Below are 15304 nucleotides of genomic sequence, written 5' to 3'. Positions count from 1 at the left end.
CATGAACCCGACCTTCCGCTACGCCGGCTCCGCCCTGCTGCTGGCCAGTGCCCTCGCCTGCCAGGCACGCGAGCAGCCCCAGGCCGCCGTCACCGGCACCACCCCGGCCTGCCAGCCGCCCACCAGCGCGCCGGCCCCCACTGCCGCCCAGGCGGATTTCGACCGCTACAGCTGGCAGCTCTTCATCGCCCTCAACTGGCCGGTGCAGGCCGGCCAGCGCGGCCAGCCGGACTGCAGCCAGCCCCTTGGCTCACCCGGGCCCACCGTCTGGCAGAGCTACAAGGACGTGAACGAGATCTTCCTGCCCAACGGGCAGAACCCCGGGCCCTGGAACACCCCGATGAGCGCCCGCAGCCTGGGCCTCATCAACATCGCCGCGCTGAAGAACACCTCCGTGGTGCAGGCGGTGGACCAGGCCGTGGGCGGCTGGCTGATCGACCAGCGTGGCAACCCCACCTACTACGACATCGCCGCCAACGAGGTCTCGTACGACTACATCGTGCAGAACCATTTCTATGACCTGAGCGTGGTGAGCCAGGCGCGCAACATCGCCTTCCCCGCCCAGGCCACCGAGATCAAGGCCGCCTGGCGGGTGCTGACGCCCCAGGACAATGCCGCGCGCTACTTCACCACCCGCGCCCAGGTGGCGCAGTTCAACAGCCAGGGCGTCGCCACCGGCACCACGGTGGAAGCCACCCTGGGCCTGGTGGGGCTGCACATCATCGTCAAGGCACCGGGCTACCCGCAGTGGGTCTGGTCCACCTTCGAGCAGGTGGACAACGTGCCCGGTGGCAGCGGCAGCGCCAGTCCCTACAGCTACTACGACGCCAGCGCCCCGGCGAGCAGCGTCAACCAGTCGCCCTGCACCTGGCAGCAGCAGGGCAGCGACCTGATCTGCGTTCCCAAGCCCGGCACCACCTTCCAGACCCCCGACCCGCTGACCCGCGTCACCCCCATCGCCAGCGACACGGCGGCGGTCAACGCCCAGTACCAGCAGAACGTGCAGCAGAGCGTGCTGCGCTACTACCAGCTGGTCACCACCCAGCGCCCGCTGATGCCGGACAACCCGGGCAACCCATTGGGCCAGCCGACCCCGGCGCTGTCCGCCAACGTCACCATGGAGAGCTATATCCAGCCCAACAGCAGCTGCATGAACTGCCACTCCATGGCCACGGCGAAGAACAGCCCCTACAAGTCCGACTTCTCCTACCTGTTCAAATTCGCCAAGGCGCCCGCCTTGGCCGCTCTCAACAAGGACGAGGAATGACCCCATGAGCATCCTGAACGGACCCCGACTGAACTTCTGGGGCGGCATCCGCACCGACGTGAGCCTGCCCAACAACTCGCCGACCATTCCCATGGGCACCGACGACTCGCAGACCCTCGACCTGTTCGACATCCCCAACTCCCAGGTGGCCACCCAGGCCCAGGGCTACAGCGACGACGAACTGAACAACCTGATGAATGCCCCCAGCGGGAACTACTACACCGCCGGGGGCTGGAACCATTACGGCCAGCATGTGGTGGACATGCAGAACGTGCTGATCAGCTCCCAGGGCACCCCCGGCGCCATCAGCACCACCGGTGACCTGGTGGGCCAGCCGGTGTACCTGCTCGGCTCGGTGGACCCGGTGACCGGCCAGGCTCCGGTATCCGGCCCGATGATGGTGGACCTGGATCCCACCGGCTCGATCTCCACCCAGATCTACATCGGCGGCCTGCAGATCGGCGGTACCACCGACCCGCAACTGGTGATCCATGCCAATGTGGTGGCCAGCAGCTTCGACCTGGCCAAGCGGATTCTGAAACGTATCGAGGATGCGCCGGGCTCCTGCGTCATCAGCGGCACCTTCCAGGTCACCTTCCCGCTGAGCGCCATCGTCAGCTGGAACCAGAACAGCGCGGCCCTCAAGAGCCTGATCGAAGCCCCCGGCGCTACCGGCCTGGTGCTGCGCTTCGTGATGTTCGAAATGTGCCCGGGCATGACCAGCACCCAACTGGACGCGGACTATGCAGCCGGCCGCTACACGCCCAACCCGAGCATCGGCCGGGTCATCGGCACGCTGGCCCCGGCGTTCGCCGGTGAACCGCAGATCTGCCCGGCCGGCCGCTCGCTGTTCAACGCCGACACCGGCGCGGCGGGCTATGCCCAGGTGGTGCCCGCCAGCGCGCCAGGCCATTGCGGCTGGCTGAGCCTGGACATGGTCAACCTGATTCCCAAGGCGACCTTCCGCGCAGACCGCACCGACATCACCAGCCCCATCGGGCCCAACATCGACTATGGTCCGGTCACCATCACCGCCGGGGGGCAGCCACTGGCCACCCTCCCCGCCGACTCCGCGCTGCTGCAGCAGTACTACGTCTACGGCGGCCTGGTGGACATCCCCCTCACCCAGCCTGCCTGCGAGTTGGCCCGCGTCACCGCCCTGGGCATGCACGCGCCGAACATGGTCGCGGGTACCCAGTTGACCGTCACCGAAACCCCGCTACGCATCTACAGCGACCAGCGCAACCTGTACATGGACGACTACCCCAGTGGCCTGAATCTCACCCTGCAGGTGCGCTACCTCGGCGGACCGCTGCCGCTGGCCAATGCGATCAGCTTGAGCGCAGGGCCGGCTGGCATCCTCGCCGATCCCTCGAACTGGGACCTGTTGCAGTACCCCGAAACGCCGGTGAAGATCGAGCCCGGGCAGACCGAGGTGGTGGTGGCTCTCTCACGCAAGAAGGACACCTCGGGGAACGCCGGCTACACCTCTCTGACCTACAGCCTCGGCACCTCAAGCGGATTCACCAACTTCCGCTTCTATTCCCAAAGCACCTTCGGCATTCCCGCCGGCAGCACCGTCACCTGGGACCAGGTCTACCCCGCAGTGCTGCGCTTCCACTACCTGGCCTTCCCGGCCATGTCCCGCTTCATCCCGCTGAACCAGCAGGACGCGATCTGGAATGCGCGCCAGGCGATCCTCGCGCGCACCGACGACGCCTACAAAGGCACCACGCTGTACATGCCGGTGGTGCGCTCCATGTCGCCGTGCCAGCGGGCGCTGCTCAAGGCCTACCTCACCAGCAGCTCCTGGCAACCCCCGGCAGCCTGAGGAGCAGCAGCCATGACCATCCATATCCCCTTCAACCCACGCGACGCCGTGCGCAGCGGCAGGGTGATCGCGGAAGGCCTGCTCAACCCCCGGGGCCTGTGCCTGGAGCCCGACGGCAGCCTGCTGCTGGTGGAGGCCGGCTCCGGGCATGCCGACCAGCCCCTCAGCGGGCGCATCAGCCGGTTGCGCCCGGCGCCGGGCCTCTCCGGCCACTACCAGGCGCCGGAGGTGATCGCCGAGGGCTTCCGCTCCATGAACATGCAGGTGCGCATGCTGCGGGACGAGATCATGGGGCTGTCCGACGTGTGCTGCGCCGGTGGGCGCTGCCTGGCCAGCCTCACTGACTACGTGGACGGCTCGCGCATCCTGGACCTTGGCCAGTCGCCGCCGGCCACGCTGTTCCGCAGCCGGGGCAACCTCAACGCCCTGTGCTACCACCCGGGGCGGCGCAGCTGGCTGTCGGTCAAACCGGATACCAACCAGGTGGTGGAGTTCGTCGAGGGCTATGACGAGCGGGTGCTGGTCCAGTTGCCGGACCTTGCCCAGGGCCAGGAGGCGGTGCCGGTGACCCTGGTGCACGAGCCGGCCACCGGTGCGCTGCTGGTGACGCTGTTCTCCGGTGAGTTGCGCCGCGACCCGGCGCTGCGCGGCGTGGAGTTCGCCGACCACGCCGGGCAGGTGATCCGCGTCTGGCCCGAAGACGGCCGTATCGAGACGGTGGTGTTCGGCTTGCAGCTGCCTACCGGCCTGGCACTGACGAAGGACGGCAACCTGCTGGTCCTGGAGCTGTGTCAGCGACTGCTGCAACCGCTGACCCCGGATTGGGCCGGCGCCGCCTGGCACGGCGGGTTCGAGCGCTTCAGCGGGCGCCTGCTGCACTGCGACCTGAGCCGTGGCACGGTCGCGGTGCTGGCCGAAGGGCTGGATACGCCGTCCAACCTCTGCCTGCTGCCCGATGCGGTGCTGGTCAGCGAAGGCATGGGGCTCAGCGGTCGACCGTTGCCGACGCCGGGGGCGGGCACCGCCCCGCTGGACGGCCGCATCCGCCGCATTCCCCTGACCGGACTGGGCTGATCAGCGCGCCGTGGCCAGGTCCCGGACGATCTCGTCGGCCAGTTCGGCGGCGACCTCGTCCAGGTTGCGGTCCAGTGCCCGGCGCTCCAGCAGGAACTTGGCTGCTGCCACTTGAGGATTACGTGACACCAGTGCACCCGGCAGGCGCCCGGAACGGTCCTGGGCGGCCAGCTGGCGCAGTTCGCCGGCAGCCAGGTCGCTGATCCACACCTGGGCCTCGACGCTGCTGGCACCCGCGCCGAACCCCACCGCCGTGCGCACCAGGCGCCGGCCGCCCTGGCTGGCGACCTGACCCTGGATCAGCCAGCCACTCTGCGGCAGGGGCTGGCGTTCATCCAGACGCGACACCTGCACCTGCCGTGCGCCAAGGGCCTGCTGCAACGCGGCGCCCAACTGGGTTGCTCGCTCGCGCTGCTGGGCATCGCCTGGGTCTTGCGCGACGAAGTCGGTGAGGTAGAGCGCCGGCTCCGCCGCGAACGTGGCGACGGGCAACAGCAGGACAGCGGCAAGCAGGATCGAGCGCATGAAGGAACCCTGTAGGAACTGGGGGAAGCAGCCTGGACCAGGGCCGGGCGCCCTGTCGAGGGCGACCCGGCGAAGCGCGGCACGAGCGGAATGAACGGCATTATCCGGTTACGGGCTCGCCGGGCACGTCACGCTGGCGGCTGCAGGAGCGCCCAGCCGTCTTGGCCTCGTAGAGGGCCGCATCCGCCTCCTTGAGCAGGTCGGCCGGAGACAGGTGCGGGTGCAACGTCGGTTCTGCTGGCACGAAACTGGCGACGCCGATGGAGACAGAAACCTGGCCTTTGTCACTGGCCGAGTGCGGGATGCCCAGCAGTGCCACCTCCTGGTGGATGTGCTCGGCCACTTCCCGCGCGCCATCCGCTCCCGTATCCGGCAGCAGCAGGGCGAACTCCTCGCCGCCGTAGCGCGCCACCAGGTCGATTGCACGCTTGGCGCACCGACGCAGGGCCGCCGACACCAACACCAGGCACTGGTCGCCCTGGATGTGGCCGTAGGTGTCGTTGTAGCGCTTGAAGAAGTCGATATCGAGCAACACCAGGGACACCGCGCTGCCGCTGCGGCTGGCGCGGACGCACTCGCGCTCCAGGGCGGCATCGAGGGTGCGGCGGTTGGAAAGCCCGGTGAGGCCGTCGGTCTGGGCCAGCACGTTGAGGCGGTCGAGGGCCTGCTTGAGCCGGAGGTGGGTGCGCACCCGGGCGGCGACGATGGCCGGGCGGATGGGCTTGGCGATGAAGTCCACCGCGCCCAGGGCCAGGCCGGCCTCCTCCATGTCGCCTTCAGTGTGGCTGGTGATGAAGATCACCGGGATGGCCTCCAGCACCGGGTCCTTCTTCAGCGCCTCGCATACCTGGAAGCCGCTCATGCCGGGCATCTCCGAGTCGAGGATGACCAAATCCGGGAAGCTCTCCCGGGCAATGCGCAACCCCTCCTCCCCGGAGGTGGCGAAGCGGATCTGACCCAGGCCGTTCAGGGCCTTGCTCAGTGCGCGGATGGCCAGGGTGTCGTCATCCACCAGCAGGATGATGGCGTCATGCATGCTCGCTTCCCTCGTCGTCAATCAGTCCATGGGCCGCCAGGACGTCCAGTGCCTGGTCGAATTGCAGGTCGTCCACCGCCTTCCAGGCCGCGTCCGCCAATGCCTGGCCGCCTTTTGCCAGCAGGGCCGCCACGGCGTCGGGAAAGGTGTCGATGGCCGCCATGTCACGGCCCTGCAGCTGGCTGACCAGCCGCTGCAGGGCCTGCTCGGCCTCGCCGGCGTCCTGCGGTCCGGAGACCGGGGTACTCAGCTGTGTCTCCAGATAAGGCGCAGCGGCCGCGCGCAGGGCCACCAGGGCTTCGGACACCTGCTGCAGGGCCAGGCGTTGCTCGGCGCTGCCGGCCGGCCTGCGGATGCTCGACTCGCCATCGCCGCAGGCCCGGTGCAGCGCCATGGCCCCCAGCAGGCCGGCGGAGCCTCGCAGCTTGTGCAGCTTGCCAGCCAGGGTCGCCGCATCACGGCTGAGCAGTTGCTGGGCGAGCTGGGTGTCCTCGAGGTCGGCAAATTCGTTGAACAGCTTGTTCAGCGACCCGAGGAAGAGGTCGATGTCGTTTCCCAGCCGGTTCGCCGCCTCCCGGGCGTCGATGCCGGGGATCACCGGCCACGCCTGCTCGTCTTTCTGCTCCAGGCGTGCGGAGAGGTTGCGCACGGGCAGCGGCTCCAGGCGGAACTGCTCGATCAGCCGACGCAGGGTGCGGATCAGCGAGGCCGGCTCCAGGGGCTTGGAAAGGAACTCGTTCATGCCGGCCGCCTCGGCCTGGCGGCGCTCCTCGGCCAGGGCACCGGCGGTCAGGGCGATCACCGGCAGGCGGGTCAGGCCGAGCTTCCCGCGCAGGGTGCGGGTGGCTTCATAGCCGTCCATTTCCGGCATCTGCACGTCCATCAGCACCGCGTCGTAGTGATCCGGTGCCTGTTCGAGACGTTGCACCGCTTCGCGCCCGTTCATGGCGGTGTCCACCTCGGCGCCCTGCTGGCCAAGCAGCAGGCTGGCCACTTCGAGATTGATCTCGCTGTCGTCCACCAGCAGCAGGCGGGTGCCCTCCAGCCAGCGGGTGGAGCGGGTATCCAGGTCGGTGCCGAGCATCACCTTCTCGGTGTTGCCGACATGGCGGACCACTGCCGAGTTGACGGCATTGAACAGGCTGGAGCTGTCCACCGGCTTGCGCAGGGCCTGGTCCACCAGTCCGCCACTCTCCCGCACATAGCCGTCGAGCTCGTGGGCCGAGACCAGCAGGCTGCTGGGCAGGCGGGTCGGGGCGAGAATACGTGCGCTCTCTTCCAGCACGGCAACGCCGTCGAGCCCTGGCATCTGCCAGTCAACCAGTAGCACGTCGGGCAGCTGCAAGCCGTGCTGCACGCGCTCGCGCAGCAGATCCAGCAGGGCTTCGCCGCTGTCCAGCATGCGCACCCGCCAGCCGAGCCCACGGCAATGGCGCGCCAGTTGCTGACGGTCGGCTGCGCTGTCGTCCACCACCACCACTTCCAGGCTGCGTGCGGTGGCGGTGGAGTCCAGATCGGTCTGGGCGATTTCCAGTGGAATCTCCACCCAGAACTCGCTGCCCTGCCCCAGTACGCTGCGCACCCCGGCGCTGCCGCCCATCTGCTCGGCCAGGCCACGCACCACCGACAACCCCAGCCCGGTGCCGCCGAAGCGACGGGTGGTGGAGGCATCGGCCTGGGTGAAGGGCGAGAACAGTTGGTCCACCACGTCGGCGGCGATGCCGCAGCCGGTGTCGACGACCGTGAGGGTCACCCGGACCTGTTCGGCATCGACCTCCCGGCAGGCGACACGAACGGTGATCTGCCCGGTGGCGGTGAACTTCAGCGCGTTGCCCACCAGGTTCATGAGGATCTGGTTGATCCGCAGGGAGTCCCCCAGCACTTGCGCCGGCAGTTCGTCGAGGCCCTCCAGGGTGAAGCCCAGGCCCTTGGCCTCGGCCTGGGGCGAGAACAGCTCGCCCAGCTCCTGCAGCACCTGGCGGAGGCTGAAGGGGCGGCTTTCCAGGCGCATCTCGCCGGCCTCGATCTTGGCGATGTCGAGGATGTCGTTGATGATCCCCAGCAGCGAACGCCCGGCGATCTCCAGCTTGCCCAGCAGGTTGCGCTGCTCCTCGTTGAGCGGGGTGTTCTGCAGCAGGTGGGCGACGCCGATCACGGCGTTCATCGGGGTGCGGATCTCGTGGCTCATGTTGGCCAGGAACAGGCTCTTGGCCGCGTTGGCGCGTTCGGCCGCCACCGTGGCGGCACGCAGCTCCTCGCTGGATCGCCGCCGCTCGGTGATGTCCTGGGCGATGCTCAGGTAGCCGATGGCTTCGCCGCCGGTGGTGCGGATGGCGGTCATCACCATGGACACCGGCACCGCGCTGCCATCCTGGCGGATGTAGGTCCACTCACGGGTTTCCGCGCCCTGGCTGTCGGCTTTCAGGCACAGCACCTCCAGCCCCTGAACCCTGCGCCCGGCTTCGGCGCTGAGTTCTTCGCCGCGCCGGTTGATCTCGCCCTGCTCGTGGAGCGAGAGGATCGACAGCAGGCCCACCGCGTCGTCGGCCCGGTAGCCCAGCAGGCGCTCGGCGCCCCGGTTGAAGATCGCCACCTGGCCGTGGGTGTCGGTGGCGATGATGGACACCTCCGAGGAGGCGTTGAGCACGCCCTGCAGCAGGCCGGCAAGGCGTGACAGCTCGGCGGTGCGCTGGCTCACCTCCAGTTCGAGCTTGGCGTTGAATTCGCGCAGGTAGTTCTCGGCGCGCAGGCGGTCGCTGATGTCGTGCATCAGCTTGGCGGCGGCGAGGATCTTGCCGTCCGGCTCGCGGATCAGGCTGCAGGTGATGGCCACGTCGATCAGGTGGCCCTGCTTGTGCCGACGCTGGGTCTCCAGGGTCGAACCCAGCTCGCCCCGCGAGACCCGTTCGAGCAGCTCTTCGTCCTCCCAGAAGCGTTCGGGGGGCACCAGCAGCGGCGCCAGGGGGCGGCCGATGACCTCATCGGCGCGGTAGCCGAACATCTGCTCGGCGGCGGGGTTCCAGGTGACGATGGTGCCATCCAGGGCCTCGCCGATGATGGCATCCCGGGAGTTCTCGATGATGGTGGCCAGGCGCGCCTGTTGCGCGGAGATGGTCCTCTGCCGCTGCCGCGACACCAGCAGGGCACCGGTCATGCCGGTGAGCAACAGGCTGGCCAGGGTGCCGATGCCGAACACGCGCTCCGGGCTGGGCAACTCCAGGCGCTGGATGTAGTTGGCGTGGGGACTGATCTCGAAGCGCCAGGTGCGCCCGTAGACCTCGCGCTGGAAGATGGCGCTGGCAACCCCGTCGTCCACATGGTCGGGCGAGGAGTCGTAGATGAGGTGGTTGGTGTTGCTGTCCACCACGTCGTAGAGAGCCAGGTGCAGGTCGCTGGCCGGGTAGGTCATCGAGCGCATCACTTCCTGCATGGACAGGGGCGCATAGGTCCAGCCCAGGGCATTGCGCTGGCGCTCGTCGACGGTGGGCGGCGTACCCGGCGTGGCGTAGACCGGCAGCAGCAGGAGAAAGGCGCGCGAAGGCTCGACCGACTCCTGCACCAGGGTGATGGGCGCGGTAAGGGTCGGCTGGCCGGTGTTCATCGCCGTGACGGCGGCGACGCGCCGATGAGTTTCGGAGGCGATGTCGAGGCCGAAAGCGGCCTGGTTGCGCTGGGCAGGGTCTACGAACTCGATCACGTAGCGCTCGCCGGCGTGGGGGGCGAATTGACGAATGCTGAAGTCCGGCATGCCGTCCGCCCGGGTCCGACGGAGAAACGCAGCTTCATCCTCGGGCGCGACGCGGCGTATGAAGCCGAAGCCCCGGGCTCCGGGAAACTCCTTCTCGATGTCGCGGACACGCCCGAAGCGCGCCAGTAGATCACGGGTGACGTTGGGCAACTGCAGCATGTAGATCGCGCCGCGGATGCTGCGCAGGCGGTAGGTGTAGATGTCCAGCCGGCCGATCAGCTCGTGCTCGATCAGCTTGCCGTCGTTGAGCAGTATCTGGTGGATGAAGCTCTGGTTGCGATTGGCCTGGTGCTGGCTGACCAGCAGGCTGGCGAGCAGCCCGGCACCCAGCACCACCAGCATCCATGCCACCACGATCACGGCCTGCCTTCTGATCATCCTTCGTTCCCGGCGTCTGTCCCGAACAGCCGGGGCAAGACGTCTTGACGCCCCGGCGGCTGCTTTTCGACAGCGTAGACGCTGGTCGGGTGTTTGCAGGCCAAATGCCGGCACAGGCACGCCGTGTGGAGTCGTCACCGTCCGAGAAAGCGTCGCTTCACGTCAAAACGGATGCCCGGGGTCTTCCTACACTGGTGCCGCTCCGTTTCCCAGGTGGCCTGGCAGTCGGGATGCGGTGGATCGGACGAAACCACGACGAACAGGAGAACACCCATGAAGGGTTGCTTCGGATGGCTGCTGGCCCTTGCCCTGAGCCTGGGCACGGCGCTGGCGGATGTGAAGGTGCAGAACGACTTCGACTACATGGGCCCGGCGATGCAGCGCTGGGTGGATGGCAACGGCAAGACCCTGCATTACCTGGACGAAGGCCCGCGCAACGGCATCCCGGTGGTACTGGTCAGCGGGCACGGCACCAGTGGTCGGGCCCTGGCGCTGACCGACTTCCTGCGCAGCCTGCGGCAATCCCTGGGGCTGCGCTTCATCGCCCTGGAACGCAACGGCTTCGGCGAAACCGCCTTCGACCCCAGCGGCGACTACGCCAGCTACGCCGCCGAGGTGGAGGCGCTGCTGGCCCACCTGGGCGTGCAGCGTTTCTCCCTGGTGGCGATTTCCGGCGGTGGGCCCTACAGCGCGGCCATCGCCTCGCGCCTGCCGACACGCCTGCGCTCGGTGCACCTGGCGGCGGCCATCTCGCAGAACGCAGGGGTGGCGGCGCCCTCCCCGTCCTGCGCGCTCAGTGACCAGCAGATCATCGACAATTACCTGGCCGCCCGTTACGACGTGCCCTCGGTGTGGTGGGACCTGGGGCCGAACACCGCAGTGAACCGGGTGCCGGGCTTCCTCGACGAGGCCGCCGACGAAGGCGCGCGCTTCTTCTATGGCAAGGGCTCGACCGGTTTCGACCTGCAACCCCTGGTGCACGAGCTGAAGCTCTACTGCAGCCAGCCAGTGGCGGACGTCTCGGCGGTGGCCGCGCCGGTGTTCATCTACCACGGCGAGGCCGACACCACGGTGGTGCCGGCCCACGCCGCGTTCTGGCGCAGCCACTACGCCAATGTCGTGGCCACCCGCCTGTACCCCGGCGAGGGTCACGACGTGCAGTACCGCCACTGGGGGCAGATCCTCGCGGACCTGGCCTACGGCGGGCGGCGCACGCTGCTGTGCTGGCATGGGCAGTCGCGCCTGGTGGAGACCCGCGAGGCCGGCCCGTTGCTCAAGCGCGGCGCCACCCTGGACATCTGCGCCTGGCAACGCACCGGCCCTTGAGGTCGCGGCCTACTGCGTCGGCGCCGGTATCCAGCGGATGGTGCCGCCGCAGCTGGTGAAGCACTGGTCGTAGTCGTCGGCGCAGGAGCTGAAGGCGCTGTAGCCGCCGCCGTAGCTGCCATAGCCACCGTAGGTGCCGGGGTAGGCGCAGTCCTTGCGGGCCTGGCGCTTGTCCTTGCCCGCCACGCAGTAGTGGTAGGCGTCCATGCGGGCTTCCTGCAGGCGCCGCTTGCTGTCGTCCAGGTAGCCGCATTGCTGCTTCTGCATGCGGCACTGGGCGACGCAGGCCTGGGAGTAACCATCCTTGGGGAGGTCGTATTGGTAGCGGCCGGAGGGGCCACAGGCCGAAAGCAGGGCGAGCGCAGTCGCCGCGCCTGCCAGGGACAGGAGTCGTTTCAAGGGGATTCACCGGGGTTGGGGTGGGGCCGGATCAGTCGTCCGGCTGGTACTCGAGGATGTCGCCAGGCTGGCAGTTGAGGGTCCGGCAGATGCGGTCGAGGGTTTCCAGGCGAATGCCCTTCACCTTGCCGTTCTTCAGAAGGGAAAGGTTCTGCTCGGTGATGCCGATGATTTCAGCGAGTTCCTTGGAGCGAACCTTGTTCTGCGCCAGGACCACGTCCAGCCTGATGATGATGCTCATGGTGCCGTTATACGAACGCCTTGACTTCCTCGTTGAGCGAGCGGGCTTCATTCATCATGAAACCGAACGAGCAGACGAAGACCGCCTTGAGGAGTTCGGACATGGATTCGGTATTGAAACCGACGGAAACCGCCAGGAGACCCTCCCCCGGGGGAAGGCCGAGCGATAGTACTAGACCGGTCAGGGTGTAGAGAACTGGTTGCAGCACAAGACCGAGGATCGACAGCCCGCCGATGGTCATCAGCAGCCGCGCATTACGGGTGGACCACAGCTCGCGGCGCGACAGCCGCAGGAAGAACAGCCCGGTCAGCAGCAGGCCCAGGCTGGAGATCAGCACCGGCACATAGTCCAGCGCCACCAGCAGCACCAGGTTCAGCGTAGGGAGCTGGTAGTCCTCCGCCAGCAGCAGCGGGATGCTCTCGCCCCAGAATTCCAGGTAGCCGGTACTGATCAGGCCGCTGTGCCACATGGCGGTGTTGATGATGATGTCGCTCAGGGCCATGACACAGGCCAGGCCGGCGGTGGCCAGCCCGGCCCACTTGAGGCGCTTGAAGGAAGACAGCAAGGGAAGGTGTTGCATAGGGAAACCGTCCTGGGTTCAATTGCATTTCGGATTAATAAATTATCGTCTCGCGATAACTTTTTAAAAAGTAATGCAAAAAAAGCGGATCGATCAACCCTAAAATTCAGGCGCATTCATTCGTTGAGGTTCGGCGGCATGCCCACCCGGACGGGGACGCTCCCATGGGTGCCCACGGCACGTGCGCGAATGTCGCACCCCGGTTGAGGCCCGCCGATCCGAGCGAACGCCTGGGCACGATGGGTTTTGTTCTATAAAAAAGAATGCAACCATGCATTTTCTTAAAAACGCCGCTTCCTTTTCCTAAAACACCCCATTCCATGGCCGACCCTCTCCCATGATGACCCTCCGCCAGATCCGTCATTTCATTGCCGTGGCCGAAAGCGGCTCGATTTCCGCTGCAGCCCAGGCGGTGTTCATTTCCCAGTCCACCCTGACCCTGGCCATCCAGCAGCTGGAGGACGAGATTGGCGTGCGGCTGTTCGACCGCCATGCCAAGGGCATGACCCTCACCCACCAGGGCCACCAGTTCCTGCGCCAGGCGCACCTGATCCTGGCGACGGTGGAGAACGCCAAGCGCAGCCTGCAGCAGAGCACCGACCAGGTGTCCGGGCGCCTCACCATCGGCGTCACCAGCCTGGTGGCCGGCTACTACCTGGCGGACCTGATCAACCGTTTCCAGCGGGCCTACCCCAACGTGCAGACCCGCGTGGTGGAGGACGAACGCCCCTACATCGAACACCTTCTGGTGAGCGGCGAGATCGACGTCGGCGTGCTCATCCTCTCCAACCTGGAAGACCGCCACGCCCTGCAGACCGAGGTGCTGACCCATTCCCCGCATCGCCTCTGGCTGCCGGCCCAGCACCCGCTGCTGGAGCGCGACAGCATCAGCCTGGCGGACGTCGCCGGGCAGCCGCTGATCCAGCTCAACGCCGACGAAATGGGCCTGCACACCCAGCGCATCTGGTCCCGCGCCGGGCTCACGCCCCAGGTCACCCTGCGCACCGCCTCGGTGGAGGCCGTGCGCAGCCTGGTGGCCGCCGGGCTCGGCCTGTCGATCCAGCCGGACATGACCTACCGCCCCTGGTCCCTGGAGGGCGACATCATCGAAGCCCGCCCCCTGGTGGACCTCAGCGAGCCCCTGGACGTGGGCCTGGCCTGGCGCCGGGGCACCACCCGACCGCCGATGGTGGACCCCTTCCTCACCGTCGCCCGCGAGCATCCGAACACCAAGCGGCCTTCGATTTAATCGAACGCGCCTTTCGTTATTTAGAATTTGTCGACCCCAGGCCCGGGCTCTAGTCTCTGTCGCTATACCAGAAGGTCAGCGCCCGGCCCGTCCACGGAGCCCCGCATGCCCGATAACAAGACCGATAAAAGAAGAACCACGAAGATGACCGGCCCGACCTTGCATACCGCGCTTCTGATCGATGGCCAGCTGGTCACCGGCGAAGGCATGGCCGAAGCCATCATCAACCCCGCCACCGGCGAAACCCTGGTGAGCATCGCCGATGCCTCCCAGGACCAGGTCGAACAGGCCATCGCCGCCGCCCACCGCGCCTTCCCCGCCTGGTCCCGCACCACCCCCGCCCACCGCGCCCGTGCCCTCCTGGCCATCGCCGATGCCATCGAGCACAAGGCCGAGCAACTGGCCCAGCTGGAATCGCTGAACTGCGGCAAGCCCCTGCACCTGGCCCGCCAGGACGACCTGCCGGCCACCGCCGACGTGTTCCGCTTCTTCGCCGGCGCCGTGCGCTGCCAGCAGGGCCAGCTCACCGGTGAATATGTCGCCGGGCACACCAGCATGGTGCGCCGCGACCCCGTGGGCGTGGTTGCCTCCATCGCGCCCTGGAACTACCCGCTGATGATGGCCGCGTGGAAGATCGCCCCCGCACTGGCCGCCGGCAACACCCTGGTGTTCAAGCCCTCCGAGCACACCCCGCTGAGCGTGCTGGCCCTGGCCCCGCTGCTGGTGGACCTGCTGCCGGCCGGTGTCCTCAACATCGTCTGCGGCGGCGGCGAGAGCGTCGGCAGCCACCTGGTCAGCCACCCCAAGGTGCGCATGGTTTCCCTCACCGGCGACATCGTCACCGGGCAGAAGATCCTCCAGGCCGCCTCCCGCACCCTCAAGCGCACCCACCTGGAGCTGGGCGGCAAGGCCCCGGTCATCGTCTGCAACGACGCCGACCTGGCCGCCGTGGTCCAGGGCGTACGCACCCACGGCTACTACAACGCCGGGCAGGACTGCACCGCCGCCTGCCGCATCTACGCCCAGGCCGGCATCCATGACCGCCTGGTGGCCGAACTGGGCGACGCCGTGGCGAGCATCCGCTTCGCCCGCAAGCGCGACGCCGACAACGAGATCAGCCCGCTGATCAGCGCCCGCCAGCGCGACCGCGTCGCCAGCTTCGTCGAACGCGCCCTCGGCCAGCCCCACATCGAACGCGTCACCGGCGCCGCCGTGCACTCCGGCCCCGGCTTCTACTACCAGCCCACCCTGCTGGCCGGCTGCAGGCAGCAGGACGAGATCGTCCAGCGCGAAGTCTTCGGCCCGGTGGTCACCGTCACCCGTTTCGAGCACCTGGAACAGGCCGTGGACTGGGCCAACGACTCCGAATACGGCCTGGCCTCCTCGGTGTGGACGCAGAACCTCGACCGCGCCTTCCAGATCGCCAACCGGCTGCAGTACGGCTGCACCTGGATCAACACCCATTTCATGCTGGCCAGCGAGATGCCCCACGGCGGGCTGAAGCGCTCCGGCTACGGCAAGGACCTGTCCAGCGACTCGCTGCAGGACTACAGCGTGGTGCGCCACATCATGGCCTGCCACGGCCAGCTACAGGACTGAACGAACGCCGGCGGCACGCTGCCGGCGCACAACAAGACACCCCGGCGGACC

Annotated in this window: 12 protein-coding genes; 6 read left to right on the top strand and 6 right to left on the bottom strand. The window is 67.7% G+C overall.

Annotation, left to right across the window (positions count from 1 at the left end):
* Position 1 precedes the first annotated feature (1 nt).
* Genes RTK35_RS11325 through RTK35_RS11315 form a run of 3 tightly spaced genes read left to right on the top strand, consistent with a single transcriptional unit; the run spans position 2 to position 4172 of the window.
* Positions 2-1267, top strand: a complete 1266-nt coding sequence (locus RTK35_RS11325; protein WP_316908034.1) for a hypothetical protein — start codon at positions 2-4, stop codon at positions 1265-1267.
* A 4-nt stretch (positions 1268-1271) separates the two neighbouring features.
* On the top strand, positions 1272-3098 hold the full coding sequence (locus RTK35_RS11320) for a hypothetical protein (RefSeq protein WP_316908033.1): 1827 nt from the start codon (positions 1272-1274) through the stop codon (positions 3096-3098).
* 12 nt (positions 3099-3110) lie between these two features.
* Positions 3111-4172, top strand: coding sequence for a hypothetical protein (locus RTK35_RS11315; protein ID WP_316908032.1), 1062 nt, complete (start codon positions 3111-3113; stop codon positions 4170-4172).
* Here the strand turns inward: RTK35_RS11315 and RTK35_RS11310 are convergent, their stop codons facing one another.
* The 3 genes from RTK35_RS11310 to RTK35_RS11300 form a co-directional block, all read right to left on the bottom strand.
* Complete coding sequence (locus tag RTK35_RS11310) at positions 4173-4697, bottom strand: DUF4410 domain-containing protein (RefSeq protein ID WP_074971700.1); 525 nt, start codon at positions 4695-4697, stop codon at positions 4173-4175.
* Between the two features lie 100 nt (positions 4698-4797).
* Positions 4798-5733, bottom strand: coding sequence for a diguanylate cyclase (locus tag RTK35_RS11305; protein WP_316908031.1), 936 nt, complete (start codon positions 5731-5733; stop codon positions 4798-4800).
* Entirely contained in the window at positions 5726-9859 is a 4134-nt protein-coding gene (locus tag RTK35_RS11300) for a CHASE domain-containing protein (protein WP_316908030.1), read from the bottom strand. Before RTK35_RS11300 ends, RTK35_RS11305 begins: the two co-directional genes overlap by 8 nt.
* 273 nt (positions 9860-10132) lie before the next feature.
* On the opposite strand from RTK35_RS11300, the gene RTK35_RS11295 reads away from it, so the two are divergent.
* Positions 10133-11185, top strand: a complete 1053-nt coding sequence (locus RTK35_RS11295) for an alpha/beta hydrolase (protein ID WP_316908029.1) — start codon at positions 10133-10135, stop codon at positions 11183-11185.
* Positions 11186-11194: 9 nt separating this feature from the next.
* Here the strand turns inward: RTK35_RS11295 and RTK35_RS11290 are convergent, their stop codons facing one another.
* The 3 genes from RTK35_RS11290 to RTK35_RS11280 are packed head-to-tail and all read right to left on the bottom strand — an operon-like array spanning position 11195 to position 12405.
* Entirely contained in the window at positions 11195-11584 is a 390-nt protein-coding gene (locus tag RTK35_RS11290) for a hypothetical protein (RefSeq protein WP_316908028.1), read from the bottom strand.
* A 31-nt stretch (positions 11585-11615) separates the two neighbouring features.
* A complete protein-coding gene (locus RTK35_RS11285) occupies positions 11616-11825 on the bottom strand; it encodes a helix-turn-helix domain-containing protein (protein ID WP_044402756.1) in 210 nt (69 codons plus the stop codon).
* Between the two features lie 7 nt (positions 11826-11832).
* Positions 11833-12405 carry a hypothetical protein gene (locus tag RTK35_RS11280; protein WP_044402753.1) on the bottom strand — a complete coding sequence of 191 codons (573 nt, stop codon included), beginning with the start codon at positions 12403-12405 and terminating at the stop codon, positions 11833-11835.
* Positions 12406-12742: 337 nt separating this feature from the next.
* On the opposite strand from RTK35_RS11280, the gene RTK35_RS11275 reads away from it, so the two are divergent.
* Positions 12743-13654: a LysR family transcriptional regulator gene (locus RTK35_RS11275; RefSeq protein ID WP_044402750.1), complete on the top strand. Its 912-nt coding sequence runs from the start codon at positions 12743-12745 to the stop codon at positions 13652-13654.
* A gap of 105 nt (positions 13655-13759) precedes the next feature.
* Entirely contained in the window at positions 13760-15253 is a 1494-nt protein-coding gene (locus tag RTK35_RS11270) for a gamma-aminobutyraldehyde dehydrogenase (protein WP_410478650.1), read from the top strand.
* The last annotated feature ends 51 nt before the right edge of the window (positions 15254-15304 follow it).

The organism is Pseudomonas sp. zfem003, from assembly GCF_032621675.1.
GTDB classification, from domain to species: domain Bacteria; phylum Pseudomonadota; class Gammaproteobacteria; order Pseudomonadales; family Pseudomonadaceae; genus Metapseudomonas; species Metapseudomonas otitidis.
Note: the sequence above shows the minus strand (reverse complement) of the source record. Positions and strands in the feature narration are given on the sequence as shown.

What these genes read in the sequence shown, in the direction of transcription:
- RTK35_RS11325 (WP_316908034.1), top strand. Translation starts at nt 2, where the DNA reads ATGAACCCGACCTTCCGCTACGCCGGCTCCGCCCTGCTGCTGGCCAGT.
- RTK35_RS11310 (WP_074971700.1), bottom strand. Translation starts at nt 4,697, where the DNA reads ATGCGCTCGATCCTGCTTGCCGCTGTCCTGCTGTTGCCCGTCGCCACG.
- RTK35_RS11320 (WP_316908033.1), top strand. Translation starts at nt 1,272, where the DNA reads ATGAGCATCCTGAACGGACCCCGACTGAACTTCTGGGGCGGCATCCGC.
- RTK35_RS11305 (WP_316908031.1), bottom strand. Translation starts at nt 5,733, where the DNA reads ATGCATGACGCCATCATCCTGCTGGTGGATGACGACACCCTGGCCATC.
- RTK35_RS11270 (WP_410478650.1), top strand. Translation starts at nt 13,760, where the DNA reads ATGCCCGATAACAAGACCGATAAAAGAAGAACCACGAAGATGACCGGC.
- RTK35_RS11295 (WP_316908029.1), top strand. Translation starts at nt 10,133, where the DNA reads ATGAAGGGTTGCTTCGGATGGCTGCTGGCCCTTGCCCTGAGCCTGGGC.
- RTK35_RS11300 (WP_316908030.1), bottom strand. Translation starts at nt 9,859, where the DNA reads ATGATCAGAAGGCAGGCCGTGATCGTGGTGGCATGGATGCTGGTGGTG.
- RTK35_RS11285 (WP_044402756.1), bottom strand. Translation starts at nt 11,825, where the DNA reads ATGAGCATCATCATCAGGCTGGACGTGGTCCTGGCGCAGAACAAGGTT.
- RTK35_RS11315 (WP_316908032.1), top strand. Translation starts at nt 3,111, where the DNA reads ATGACCATCCATATCCCCTTCAACCCACGCGACGCCGTGCGCAGCGGC.
- RTK35_RS11280 (WP_044402753.1), bottom strand. Translation starts at nt 12,405, where the DNA reads ATGCAACACCTTCCCTTGCTGTCTTCCTTCAAGCGCCTCAAGTGGGCC.
- RTK35_RS11275 (WP_044402750.1), top strand. Translation starts at nt 12,743, where the DNA reads ATGATGACCCTCCGCCAGATCCGTCATTTCATTGCCGTGGCCGAAAGC.